Origin of the sequence: Roseivirga pacifica (assembly GCF_900111145.1) — a bacterium.
Taxonomy (GTDB): domain Bacteria; phylum Bacteroidota; class Bacteroidia; order Cytophagales; family Cyclobacteriaceae; genus Roseivirga; species Roseivirga pacifica.
The window spans coordinates 63,008-76,046 of the sequence record NZ_FOIR01000005.1; the positions used below are offsets into that span (position 1 = coordinate 63,008).

The window sequence follows — 13,039 nt, forward strand, 5'->3', positions numbered from 1 at the left end:
CCCTCTGGGGAAGGTTAGGATGGGGCTTTCACATTCTACAAAGTTTGTCTTGCTTCTTGCTCTCTTTCAATCGCTTCGAAAAGAGCTTTGAAGTTGCCTTTACCGAAAGACTGAGCACCTTTTCTTTGAATAATTTCAAAGAACATAGTTGGTCTGTCTAGAACAGGCTTTGTGAAAATTTGAAGCAAGTAGCCTTCATCATCTCTATCGATTAAGATGTTCAATTCCTTCAATGGCTCAAGGTCTTCATCAATCTCACCCACGCGGTCAAGCACATCGTCATAATAGACTTCAGGAACTCGAAGAAACTCAACACCGCGTTCTCTTAACTGCGCTACAGTTTCAAGAATGTTGTTAGTGGCCACAGCAATATGCTGAACCCCTGCCCCATTATAAAAATCGATGTACTCTTCGATCTGCGACTTCTTTCTACCTTCTGCCGGCTCGTTAATTGGGAATTTGATCCTTCCGGAACCATTGCTCATTACCTTACTCATTAAGGCAGTGTATTCAGTAGAAATATCCTTATCGTCAAATGAAACCAACTGCGTGAAGCCCATCACTTTCGCGTAAAACTCACACCATTTATTCATTTCGCCCCAGCCTACATTACCAACCATATGGTCGATATAGCGAAGGCCAACCTCTGATGGGTTATAGTCTGATTTCCATTCTTTGAAACCAGGCAAGAAAGCACCGTTATATTCCTTACGCTCCACAAAAATGTGGACCGTTTCGCCATAAGTATGAATACCTGAACGAACCACTTTTCCGTGTTCATCTTCCTCCACTCTCGGCTCGAAGTAAGACTCAGCCCCTCTACTTGTTGTCTCTTCCCACGCTTTTGTAGCATCATCTACCCAAAGGGCAACTACTTTGACACCGTCACCATGTTTGTTGATGTGTGCATTGATGTCGCCATCTTGTTTAAGTGGTGAAGTCAAAACCAACCTGATCTTATCTTGCTGAAGCACATAAGACACACGGTCTTTTACACCAGTCTCTAGTCCGGCATAAGCCACTGACTGAAAGCCAAAAGCGGTTTTGTAGAAGTGAGCCGACTGCTTGGCATTCCCCACATATAGTTCTACATAATCCGTCCCGTTGATAGGCAGAAAATCCTGCGCATCTTTAAATATTTTCTCTCCTGAATAGGTTACGTTCTCTGTTGCCATATTCTATAGTTTACTGTTTTACTTTTCTTCTTTTCGTTTTGAGTGTGTTACATCACTCAGAAGTGTATATTCTTAGTTCCACCCCTAAATCCCCTAAAGGGGACTTCTGTTCACCTGGCTGGAAGACTTTATCCTTCACCCTTTAGGGCTGGGGCAAATCTCACATTGAACTACTCCAACCACGATTTATGATAATCCTTATTCAGCATTTGCATGGCTGCTTCGGTTACTTTCAACGGTTTGAAAGTATCCACCATTACTGCCAATTCTTCTGTTGACTTTTTACCCAAACTGCGCTCCATGGCTCCCGGATGTGGCCCATGCGGAATACCAGCTGGGTGCAGCGTAATCATACCGCGCTCAATATTATTTCTGCTCATAAAGTCGCCATCAACATAGTACAGCACTTCATCCGAATCGATGTTACTATGATTGTATGGAGCAGGCACTGCCTCTGGATGATAGTCATAAAGCCTTGGCACGAATGAGCAAACCACAAAAGCGTCCGTCTCAAAAGTTTGGTGCACTGGTGGCGGCTGATGCACACGACCCGTTATTGGCTCAAAATCGTGAATACTAAATGCGTATGGGAAGTTATAGCCGTCCCAACCCACAACATCGAAAGGATGCGAGGCATAAACGTACTCGTGAATCATCCCCTCCTTTTTCACCTTCACGACAAAGTCACCTTTTTCATCATGTGTTTCGAGTTTAGATGGTGCTCTAAAGTCGCGCTCACAAAATGGCGAATGCTCCAAATGCTGGCCGAACCAGTTGCGATACCTTTTTGGGGTATACATTGGTCGGTGCGACTCAACAATAAACAGTCGATTTGCTTCCGTATCGAAATCTATCTGATAAATCATGCCCCGCGGAATCAACAAATAATCGCCATAAGAGAATGGAATATTCCCCAAAAGCGTCCTTAACGTTCCGCTGCCTTCATGAACGAATAGTAATTCATCACAATCGGCATTTTTGTAGAAGTATTCCCTCAGTGATTTTTTAGGCGCAGCCAATACGATTTCGCAATCATTGTTAACCAAAACTGCCGTTCTGCTTTCTAAAAAGTCATCTTTTGGCTTTACATCGAAACCCTTAATCCCGAGCGATAGCATGTTCTTATCAACTGCAATTTTTGGCGATACATCGTACGACTTGAGCACCTCCTTAACCTGTGTAGGTCGGTGATTGTGGTATAATAAAGACGACATACCATCAAAACCAATGGTGCCAAAAAGTTGCTCGTAATAGTAACCACCATCAGGTTTTTTGAAAGTGGTGTGCCGCTTATGCGGTATTTTTCCTAGGTGATGATAAAATGGCATAATTTTATCGTTTAAGTTCTCTAAAAACGTGGTTAGACTAGCTGCTCAAGTGAGTAGCCTAGCGCCCTTTTTGATATTCCGGTACGGTCATTTGAAATGCCGTGTACATTCTTCAAGGCTTTAGCGATTATCTCAGATGTATCCGCAAAAATGGCTTCGTCAGTAAGCGCCACACCTCTCTGCATAAGATACGCAAAAACGCGTGCCATTCCACAGTTAGCTATAAAATCAGGTAATACAGAAAGGTTGCTATCCGCATACAAACCAGTCTCTCCAAAGAAGATTTCAGGGTCATTGAACGGAACATTCGCCCCACAAGAAACCACCTCGAGTTTAGTTTTGATCATGCGATCTACCTGCTCTCTAGTGATTAATCTAGAAGCAGCTGCCGGCACAAAGATTTCAAAGTCTAAATCCCAAATCTGCTCATTGATTTCCTCATAAGGAATCATATCCTCAGCTACTAGCTGATTACCCTTTCTATTAAGGAATAAGTCGCGGACCTCTTCGAAAGTGAAACCTTCTTGTTTCAACACACCGCCATCTCTATCGATAATTCCGACAACGGAAACGCCCATTTGCGCCAGGTAGAAACCTGCGGCAGCACCTACATTTCCCCAGCCTTGAATCACAGCTCGCTTCGACTTATAGTCTCCGCCCCAGATATCGTAATAGTGATGGATTGCCTCGGCCACTCCGTAGCCAGTAATCATATCTGCAATTTTGTATTTGCGTGTTACGTCAGGCGAAAAGAAAGGATTTTCAATCACCTTCACCACACCATTTCTTAGCTGACCGATTCGATTGATTTTTGATGCTTCATTCGGCTTAAAGTGTCCATTAAAAACCCCCTCTTGCGGATGCCAAATCCCAGCCTCCTCTGTCATAGAAATCACCTCATGAACCTCATCAACGTTCAAGTCGCCACCTGTTCCATAGTAGAACTTTAACAACGGACTTACAGCTGTAAACCATCTGCGTAATACGCCTTCCTTTCTCGGGTCATTTGGGTCGAAATTGATGCCGGACTTGGCACCACCAATTGGAGGGCCTGATACGGTAAATTTCACTTCCATGGTTTTTGCTAGCGACTCAACCTCGCGCTTATTCAAGCCTTTTCTCATACGAGTTCCGCCACCAGCTGCACCACCGCGCAATGAGTTGATTACCACCCAACCTTCAGCCTCTGTTTCTGGGTCGTTCCACTCAAAAACAATCTCAGGCCTTTTATTCTCAAACTTCTCTAATAATTCTTCCATAGGTTCATAAATCCTGCTTCCGATTCGTCATCCAGAACGAAGCGAAGCAATGAAGCTCGCTCTGAATGAAGTCATGAAACGTTATTACAAATCTATAGAGAAGCGCATCAATTTATACTATATCACCACAACCAGTCATACAATTAGAATATTCAACCAATAACAAATCTAATAATAGTAGATTCAAATTTTAAAGACTTAAATTCGAACCTCTTGAAGAAAAATATTCTATGCTTAAACTAGACGCCACCGACATTAAGATTTTAGAGATCACCCAGCAAGACGCTCGAATAACAACCAAAGCTCTTGCCGACAAGCTCAACCTTTCCACTACCCCGGTTTTTGAGCGGGTAAAAAGACTAGAAAGAGAAGGCCTGATTAAAAAATACGTAGCCTTGGTGGACAACAAAAAGCTCGGACTCCGACTTATTGTTTTTATTTCGATAAGCCTTACCAAGCACTCCCGCGCGTATCTTGAAAAGTTTGTAGAAGAAGTGAGCCAATATCCAGAAGTAATGGAGTGCTATCACATTGCCGGTAATTTCGACTTTCTTTTGAAGGTAGTGGTTAAAAGCATGGAGGTGTACGAAGCATTCGTCCTTAACAAACTATCGACCATCGCCAACCTTGGCCAAGTTCAAAGTTCATTTGTACTTTCCGAGAATATACACACTACGGCTTATAAGGTTTAGTAATTCTTCACTTAAAATACAAAAGCCCTCAGTCCCTGAAGGGATCCCTAACTAATTCAATTTTCATTTGCCAAGCGGGCTGGTCCCTTTAGGGATTTAGGGTGCGCGGTGGCCAAGTTCAAAGTTCTTTTGTTCTTTCTGAGAATACACACACCACGGCTTATAAGGTTTAAAGATTGTTGTCAAATCCACACTTTTGACTCCCTCACTTTTGCTCACCTTACTTTTCTCATTATTTTAAGAATTCATTTTTTTATTCTTTCACTTTGAAATCATTTATCAAACTCTACTGCTTAGTTTTTTTATTGGTCTTCTTTAAAATAAGTTCTCTAAAAGCTCAAGAAAATTTATTCAAAGATGCCCTACTCGTAACTACTGAAGCAGACACGCTATACGGTCAAATAAAATATCTAAACTGGGACAAAAACCCTTCAAGCATTCAGTTCAAAGGCGCCAATGGTCAGCTAGAGGTTTTCTCCCCTAATGATATTACTTCCTTTTTTGTTGAAGGAGATAAATACTTCAGTGCAAGTATTGAAATAGAAGTGAGTCCATTGAGCCCATCCTCAGAGTTGAGCAAAACTCCGGAATTGATTTTAGAGGAACACAGGGCATTCTTACTAGAGATTATCTCAGGCGAAAAGTCTCTATACAAATTAAAAGCTGATGACGGAAAGGATAATTTTTATATAAAAACAGACGGCAAATACGAGCTATTAAAATTCAAGAAATACATCAAATATATTGACCTCAAACCTAGAGTTCTTGAAAACAACAATTTTCTAGGGCAATTAAACCTATACCTGTTTGGCTGTAGCGATATTGAACGAACACTTCAAAGAACAAAGTATTACGAAAAAAGCTTGACTAGGGCTCTCCAGACATACTATAACTGCATGGGGGTAATTCATAACAGCGAGAACCGAGTAAGCAAAACACAGCTTGAATTTGCCGTAATTGCTGGGGCAACTCATACCTCTTACTTATTTCAGAGTAGTGTCTTTGACTACCTACAGTACGGCAAATTTGATCCCTCAATAGACCCAACTTTTGGTGTTAGCCTTAACATTCTTTTCCCACGAAACTTAGGAAAGTGGTCTCTTTATAATGACCTATCATTCACTCATTTCAAAACAGATGATGTTTATTTAGACTATACAGACGAAGTTCAATACACCTACTACACCACAGATCTAGCATATAGCTACTTGAAACTATATAACTCTCTCCAGTTTAGGCTATTTATTGGGAATAACAGACTGAAAATTAATGGAGGGATCACCAATGGCTTCGTAATAAGTGAAACGAATAAACGCTTTGACGAAATAACATTCCGAAGCAGCTTTAGAACAGAAGAGGAAAAGGCAATAAGCTTTACAAAAAAACACGAAATTGGTTTTGCTTTTGGTGGTGGATTCGAATTCTCTAAATACTCCATTGACCTCAGGCATGAAAGAAGTAATGGCATGACCAACAGCGGTGCCATAATAACAAACTTAAGAAGGACATATCTTACCTTGGGATATAGACTAGGTAAATAACTTCGCACATAACACTTCATATGGTGTCAATAACCATCTTTACATAGTTTACTCTCCAATCTTCCGACTTCCAGCTTCCAGCTTCCAGCTTTTCCAACTATTTTTGCACCTCAATTTTTAAGTAGTACAAATACATGTCACTTTCAACGAAATACAATTCGCAGTCTGTAGAAGACAAATGGTATCAACATTGGATGGAAAAAGGTTACTTCAATGCTAAGGTCAACCCGCAGAAAGAGCCCTTTACCATCGTCATGCCGCCACCGAATGTGACAGGTGTGCTACACATGGGGCATATGCTGAACAACACCATTCAGGATGTGCTTATTCGTAAGGCAAGAATGGAGGGCAAAGAAGCCCTTTGGGTACCTGGTACCGACCATGCGTCTATCGCTACAGAAGCAAAGGTTGTTCGCATGCTTCGCGAAAAAGGCATTAAGAAATCGGACCTTACCCGAGACGAGTTCATGGAGTATTCTTGGGAGTGGAAGGAAAAATACGGAGGCATTATCCTAGACCAGCTAAAGAAGCTCGGTGCTTCTTGCGACTGGGACCGCACTGCCTTCACCATGGACGATGAATATTACAAAGCGGTAATCCGGGTATTCGTTGACCTATACAAAAAAGGCTACATCTACCGTGGTTGGAGAATGGTAAACTGGGATGTAGAAGCCCAAACCACCGTTTCCAATGAAGAGGTAATTTATGCTGACAAGGAAGAAACTTCTAAGCTTTACAAGGTTCAGTATAAAATCAAGGACTCTGATGAGACATTGGTTATCGCCACTCAGCGCCCTGAAACTATTATGGGTGACACCGGTATTGCCGTAAACCCTAAAGACGATCGCTTCAAGCATCTAATTGGTAAGAAAGCTATCGTTCCTTTCGTAAATCGTGAAATTCCGATTATTGGCGATGATTACGTAGAAATTGAATTCGGTACGGGTTGCTTGAAAGTTACACCAGCTCACGATCCGAATGACTATGAAATCGGCCAGCGCCATAATCTGGAGGTTATTGACACCATCAACTTGGATGGAACTATGAACGAAAAGTGTGGCGTGCCAGCCTATGTGGGCATGGAGCGTTTTGCTGTTCGTAAGCAAATCATCAAAGACCTTGATGCTGCCGGTATTTTAATGGGCTTTGAAGAGTTCACTACAAAAATTGGTCGTTCAGAAAGAACAAACACTGTGATTGAGCCGAAGCTTTCGCTTCAGTGGTTCATCAACATGAAAGATATTTCCAAAACTGCCCACCAGGTAGTAATGGACGATGAAGTAGAATTGGTACCTGCCAAATTTAAAAACACCTACAACCACTGGATGGAGAACGTACGCGACTGGTGTATTTCTCGCCAGCTATGGTGGGGTCAGCGTATTCCTGCATACTTCTACGGCACAGGCGATGATGATTTTGTTGTTGCCGAGAACATTGAAGAAGCAATTGCACTAGCCAAAGAAAAATCAGGCAACAGCAATTTAACGGCTGCAGACTTGAATCAAGATGAGGACGTACTGGACACTTGGGCTTCTTCTTGGCTGTTCCCTATGGCGGTTTTCGATGGTTTTAAAGATGACTGTTTTGATAAGGAAACTGGAAAAGTAATTAAGGGCAAAAATGCCGACTTAGACTACTTCTACCCAACCAATGTATTGGTAACAGCACCAGAGATTCTGTTCTTCTGGGTAGCTCGAATGATTATTGCTGGTTACGAATACATGGACGAAAAGCCATTTAAGCACGTGTACCTTACTGGGATTGTACGCGACAAGCAGCGCAGAAAAATGTCCAAATCGCTAGGCAACTCACCAGATCCGCTTGACTTGATAAAGGAATTTGGGGCAGATGCCATTAGAACAGGAATGCTTTTTTCTTCGCCTGCTGGGAACGACTTGTTGTACGATGAAAAATTAGTAGAGCAAGGAAGAAACTTTGCAAACAAGATTTGGAATGCCTTCCGCCTAGTAAAAGGCTGGGAAGTTGGAGGTACAGCAACTCCGACAGAAAACGCAGTCGCTATTCAGTGGTTCGACTCTCGCTTTAACGAAACACTTGCAGAGATCGAAGATCACTTCAGTAAATTCCGTATTTCGGATGCGCTAATGGCTACATATAAGCTCATCTGGAACGACTTCTGTTCTTGGTACCTAGAAATGATTAAGCCTGCTTATGGCGAACCAATCGACCCGGCCACTTACGAAATTACGCTCAACCTCTTCGAAAAGATCATGAAGATATTACATCCTTTCATGCCATTTATTACCGAAGAGATTTGGAGTGAGCTGAGAGAAAGGGCCGAAGGACAGGACATCATTGTTTCGGCTTGGCCAGTAATTGGCGGTACTGACGAGGCATTGACCAAACAGGCAGAGATTGTGTTTGAGCTAGTTTCGCAAATCAGAAATGCACGAAGTAGCAAAGGGCTTTCGCCTAAAGATTCGCTCGACCTTTTCATTAAAGCGAAGGACACTGCGGCATACGAACGCTTTGATGGCATGATCAAAAAGCTTTGTAACATTGGCGAACTTCAGTTTACCGATAGCAAAGTTGACAATGCACTAAGCTTTGTAATTAAGTCGGATGAATTCTACCTGCCAATGCCAGAAGGTTCAATTGATGTAGAAGCTGAAAAAGCAGAGATCGAAAAAGAACTGGAATACACCAAAGGCTTCTTAAACTCAGTAATGAAAAAGCTGAGTAATGAGCGCTTCGTAAATAACGCGCCAGAGCAAGTAGTGGCCAGCGAAAAGAAGAAGCAAGCCGATGCCGAATCTAAAATCAAGGTATTGGAAGAGAAGTTAGCTTCGCTTGGTTAGAAATTGAGAACTCACATTTTTAAAGGCAGCTCGAAAGGGCTGCTTTTTTAACAACCAATCAAACTAATTCTTTCGTTTTAAATATTGTTTTGGTAAGTTCATTCATAACTTATTCAAAACAATAAATCATGCGCAAAACAATACTTCTATCACTCTTTTCTTTTATACTATTTTCAAGTCAAGCTCAAATAAACTGGCATTATGATATGGAGAGCGCCAAACAAACAGCCCTCCGAGAAGGAAAACTTCTACTTGTAGACTTTTGGGCTATTTGGTGTGGCCCCTGCAAAAGAATGGATAGTGATTTATGGGAGTCGGAAGAAATGACATCTCTGGCCAACAACTTTGTAGCATTTAAACTAGACGTAGACAACCATCAGGCACTGGCACGAAAGTATAGCGTGAGCAGTATACCTAGAGTGGCCATAATGACACCTGATGGAGATATTCTTTGGGACAGAACAGGTTTCTCTGGAGCAAACGAATACCTAAGCGTTTTGAAAGCCCTACCCGCTGACCTGAAAGACATGTATGTTGCGCTCAACAATCTAGAAAATGAAGAAAATAGCGAAAACCTCTTTCAAACCGCTGTGGCCTATCAAGAGGTAGCCAAAACCATAGAGTACAATAGCCTCTCAAACCAGTTCTTTAATGCGAGTAATCGCTACTTTAAAAAGGCAACAAAAAAAGACGACCAAGTCATTGGTCAATTAGCCGAACTGAATGAAGTTTTAAACTTAGCCCTGCGAGGCGCATCAAAAAAAGCACTTAAAAAACTTAAGAAAATTGACGGGCTAGACACGGAAGTAACACAGGAATTTGCCAACTACATAAGGGCTTACTGTTTTAAGTGCGAAGGGCTAGATGACAAATTCAATAGTGAGAAAAAGAAGATCACAGACCCTAAGTTACTCGCAGCATTAGACGAATCGAACTAATTATTTGAGGCTGTCTCAAAAGCAAAAGTATTTAGCTTCTGAGACAGCCTCTTATTTTATTGAATACTTAGCCCCCTTCACAAAGCCTTGGTATATATTTACCAATGTTTTCTGCGAAAAACCTAAAAAGAAAAGCGTAAACACCAGCACGTTAATCACGTTGGTTTTGAAGTAATTATTCTCCTCCATTTTACGAGCTGAAATCACAACCTTCCTTGGCATAATATTGATTTTCTCGTGCTTCTTAGCCCTTAGTAGTATTTCATAATCCTCCATTATTACCACCTCATCATCGAACCCGCCAATTTTCTCAAAAAACGGCTTTGTTATGTAGAGCGTTTGGTCGCCACCTCGAAAGAAAATACCCTGATACTTTGAAAGACTACTATTGAATTTAAGCCCTTTAACTGGCTTATCGAAACAGACCTGATAACAGCCATAAGAGTTGCCAGAGTTAACGCCAGCTATAATATCATCGGCAAAGCCATGAGGTAACGTAAGGTCGGCATGAACAAAGTAATAAACCTCGCCAGTTGCAGCAGCAGCTCCGGCATTCATTTGCTTAGCCCTGCACCCTTTATTAACCGAAAGAACTTTAGCTCCTGCTGCCTTGGCAAGCTCAGCGGTACCATCTGGACTTTTGGCATCTACTACAATAATCTCCACCTCAGAACCGCTGGCCTTATGCCTAATATCTTCAACCTGACTGGCAATTATTGCCGACTCATTTAGGGTTGGTATAATAATACTAATTCTCAATGCTACACTTTATCAAAATATACGAAGAACCCACCGTTTTCAGATTCAACACAACAATAGACTGTGTTGTTTGTTTTATAAATATGAAGACTACCGACAGAACCCTTTCCAAAGTAATGAGTGATTTGGCCGATGAAGGCTATAAGGAGCAGTTCAAAGCTGAGAAAGACAGTTTTATCGCCACACTCTCCTCAAAGAAATATTCTCCGAGCCGGCTTAAAGTTGACGAGCGCTACCGCTTTGACGGAATGACAAACCCAAGCGATGAGTCGGAGCTAATTGCAATCACCACTGATGATGGCGTTAAAGGCACGCTTGTAATATCCTTAGGCAAAGAGCAATCAGAACATATGGATTTAATCGAAAAGCTAGGTTAGCACTTTCTGATTAAGTTACTTATTTTTCAAGGTGAAAAAGTTCTATCTATACCTTATCGCCTGTACATTTTTTGCTTGCTCGGAAGACAAAACACCTTGGCTAACTGGTTTTCAGAAACCTGATTTTAACCCTATTATGACTGCAGACAGTTCTTATGTGTTTGCCGATCCACTCTCCGACACGTTAGTTGCTTGGCAAAAAGCAGATGTTTTTAACCCAGCTGCAATAGTAAAAAACGACACTGTTTTCATGTTCTTTAGAGCAGAAGACAACCCTAAAGCATATTTAGGTGGAAGAACTTCTCGCATAGGCTTGGCTTGGAGTACAGATGGAATGAATTTCAATAAATATGATAGGCCTGTTGTCTACCCAGACTCCACAAGCCTGCAATGGGACTACCCTGGTGGCTGTGAAGATCCGCGCGTGGTAAAAGCTCCCGATGGAAATTACATTATGACATATACTTCATGGAACCAAGATGTCGCCAGGTTATCAGTAGCCTCAAGTCGTGATTTAAAAAATTGGACGAAACATGGCCCTGCACTTTTAAATGCTTTCGAAGGAAAGTTTGTAAACACTTGGAGCAAGTCGGGTTCTATTGTTACAGAAAGAAAAGGCGATGAACTGATAGCCACTAAAGTAAACGGAAAATACTGGATGTATTTTGGCGAGAGAGGCGTAAACCTTGCGCACTCCGAAGACTTAATCAACTGGACACCACTAACAGATGGCGATAACTTAGCCATAGTAATGGAGACAAGGACAGGCTATTTTGATAGTTTTTTGACTGAACCAGGCCCGCCTGCCCTCTTGACCGAGCAAGGCATTCTTCTTATCTATAATGGAAAGAATGATGAAGGAGACATAGCCGACCCAAATATTGCCAAAGGCACCTACTGTGGAGGTCAAGCGCTTTTCGACCTAAAAGACCCTTCCAAGTTTATCATGCGCCTCGATACGCCTTTTATTTGCCCCACACTTCCTCATGAAACCACGGGGCAATATGCAGCCGGAACTACATTTTTAGAGGCACTAGTTCCTTTTCAGGGCAAGTGGTTTATGTATTACGGCACGGCAGATTCATTTGTGGGAGTGGCTGTGGCTGAACAGTAAGCCCGATAGAAGGTCAACGATGTGCTGGAGTTTTTGAAACATCCAGAGTTGTGATGCCAGAGCCTGACTTCTTTCTGCCCTTGTTGGTGTTGTCAACAACAGGCAAATCGTAGGGATTACCTGCGGTGATCCCGGGGCGAGACCACTCCTGCTAATAAAAGCCACAAAAGCTATGCTTTTGCCTTTTTTCGTTTCCAACCCAAAACGAAGCAAGCTTCTATTGGTCTAGAAACGAAAAAAGCTGCATCTATCGATGCAGCTTTGTATTTGATGTGGGCGCTGAGGGATTCGAACCCCCGACCCCCTCGGTGTAAACGAGGTGCTCTGAACCAACTGAGCTAAGCGCCCTTTTTCTGGATTTTGACTGCTTTTGAGCAGCGTTTTATCCGATTGGGAGTGCAAAGGTAACACCGGTTTTCATTATTGCAAACACTACACTAAAAATAATTTTAACTTTTTTCTTCAACACTAAAAAACATGCTTTATAAAGGCCTCAAGCGTTTTTTATTTATCTTGCATTCACCATAACCTTTCCATCCTTCATGACCTTAAGCGAGTTCAGAAACATATTTGATCAATATTACAACCCGATCAAAAATTTCCTGTACTTCAAATGTGGAGATATTGCCCTAAGCGAAGACCTTTCTCAAGATGTTTTTGTCAAACTTTGGGAGAAGCGTGATGAAGTAAATCTTGATACGGTAAAGAGTTACGTTTATACCATAGCCAACAACATGCTGCTTAACAAGATTAGGCACGACAAAGTGGTCCTCAATTTTGTAGAGAAACATAAGACAAGACAAGAAGAAAAGTCGCCACAATTTGCGCTCGAAGAAAAAGAATTTAGAACGCGGCTCGAAAACATTATTTCGGCAATGCCCGAAAAGCAACGCACAGTTTTTCTTATGAATCGGATAGATGAGTTAACTTATAAGGAAATAGCCGAAAGATTGAACCTTAGTGTTAAAGCAATTGAAAAACGCATGCATGGAGCGCTAGAACATCTAAGAAACAACTTAGATTATAAAATTTAAACT

The 13,039-nt window shown here is 41.8% G+C and carries 11 protein-coding genes and 1 tRNA gene; 7 read left to right on the forward strand and 5 right to left on the reverse strand.

Annotation, left to right across the window (positions count from 1 at the left end):
- Nucleotides 1-35 precede the first annotated feature (35 nt).
- The 3 genes from hppD to BMW98_RS18990 form a co-directional block, all read right to left on the reverse strand.
- Nucleotides 36-1,175: a 4-hydroxyphenylpyruvate dioxygenase gene (gene hppD, locus BMW98_RS18980; RefSeq protein WP_090260869.1), complete on the reverse strand. Its 1,140-nt coding sequence runs from the start codon at nucleotides 1,173-1,175 to the stop codon at nucleotides 36-38.
- Between the two features lie 170 nt (nucleotides 1,176-1,345).
- Entirely contained in the window at nucleotides 1,346-2,503 is a 1,158-nt protein-coding gene (locus BMW98_RS18985; protein ID WP_090260871.1) for a homogentisate 1,2-dioxygenase, read from the reverse strand.
- Between the two features lie 32 nt (nucleotides 2,504-2,535).
- Nucleotides 2,536-3,762: a Glu/Leu/Phe/Val dehydrogenase dimerization domain-containing protein gene (locus tag BMW98_RS18990; RefSeq protein ID WP_090260873.1), complete on the reverse strand. Its 1,227-nt coding sequence runs from the start codon at nucleotides 3,760-3,762 to the stop codon at nucleotides 2,536-2,538.
- 230 nt (nucleotides 3,763-3,992) lie between these two features.
- Here BMW98_RS18990 and BMW98_RS18995 point away from each other — a divergent pair, with 230 nt between their 5' ends.
- The 4 genes from BMW98_RS18995 (at nucleotide 3,993) to BMW98_RS19010 (ending at nucleotide 9,752) form a co-directional block, all read left to right on the forward strand.
- Nucleotides 3,993-4,454, forward strand: coding sequence for an Lrp/AsnC family transcriptional regulator (locus BMW98_RS18995; RefSeq protein WP_090260874.1), 462 nt, complete (start codon nucleotides 3,993-3,995; stop codon nucleotides 4,452-4,454).
- A 266-nt stretch (nucleotides 4,455-4,720) separates the two neighbouring features.
- On the forward strand, nucleotides 4,721-5,995 hold the full coding sequence (locus BMW98_RS19000; protein ID WP_139177699.1) for a hypothetical protein: 1,275 nt from the start codon (nucleotides 4,721-4,723) through the stop codon (nucleotides 5,993-5,995).
- A gap of 134 nt (nucleotides 5,996-6,129) precedes the next feature.
- Entirely contained in the window at nucleotides 6,130-8,814 is a 2,685-nt protein-coding gene (locus BMW98_RS19005) for a valine--tRNA ligase (protein WP_090260878.1), read from the forward strand.
- 128 nt (nucleotides 8,815-8,942) lie between these two features.
- A complete protein-coding gene (locus BMW98_RS19010; RefSeq protein WP_090260880.1) occupies nucleotides 8,943-9,752 on the forward strand; it encodes a thioredoxin family protein in 810 nt (269 codons plus the stop codon).
- Nucleotides 9,753-9,803: 51 nt separating this feature from the next.
- Here the strand turns inward: BMW98_RS19010 and BMW98_RS19015 are convergent, their stop codons facing one another.
- Nucleotides 9,804-10,511 (reverse strand): TIGR04283 family arsenosugar biosynthesis glycosyltransferase, encoded by a 708-nt coding sequence (locus BMW98_RS19015; protein ID WP_090260881.1) that lies wholly within the window; start codon nucleotides 10,509-10,511, stop codon nucleotides 9,804-9,806.
- An 83-nt stretch (nucleotides 10,512-10,594) separates the two neighbouring features.
- On the opposite strand from BMW98_RS19015, the gene BMW98_RS19020 reads away from it, so the two are divergent.
- Nucleotides 10,595-10,888 carry a hypothetical protein gene (locus tag BMW98_RS19020; RefSeq protein WP_090261122.1) on the forward strand — a complete coding sequence of 98 codons (294 nt, stop codon included), beginning with the start codon at nucleotides 10,595-10,597 and terminating at the stop codon, nucleotides 10,886-10,888.
- A 31-nt stretch (nucleotides 10,889-10,919) separates the two neighbouring features.
- Nucleotides 10,920-12,002, forward strand: a complete 1,083-nt coding sequence (locus BMW98_RS19025; RefSeq protein ID WP_245733648.1) for a glycoside hydrolase family 130 protein — start codon at nucleotides 10,920-10,922, stop codon at nucleotides 12,000-12,002.
- A 273-nt stretch (nucleotides 12,003-12,275) separates the two neighbouring features.
- Here the strand turns inward: BMW98_RS19025 and BMW98_RS19030 are convergent.
- Nucleotides 12,276-12,350 (reverse strand) — tRNA-Val (locus BMW98_RS19030).
- Between the two features lie 194 nt (nucleotides 12,351-12,544).
- Between BMW98_RS19030 and BMW98_RS19035 the strand changes: the two genes are divergently transcribed.
- Complete coding sequence (locus BMW98_RS19035; protein WP_090260883.1) at nucleotides 12,545-13,036, forward strand: RNA polymerase sigma factor; 492 nt, start codon at nucleotides 12,545-12,547, stop codon at nucleotides 13,034-13,036.
- Nucleotides 13,037-13,039 lie beyond the last annotated feature (3 nt).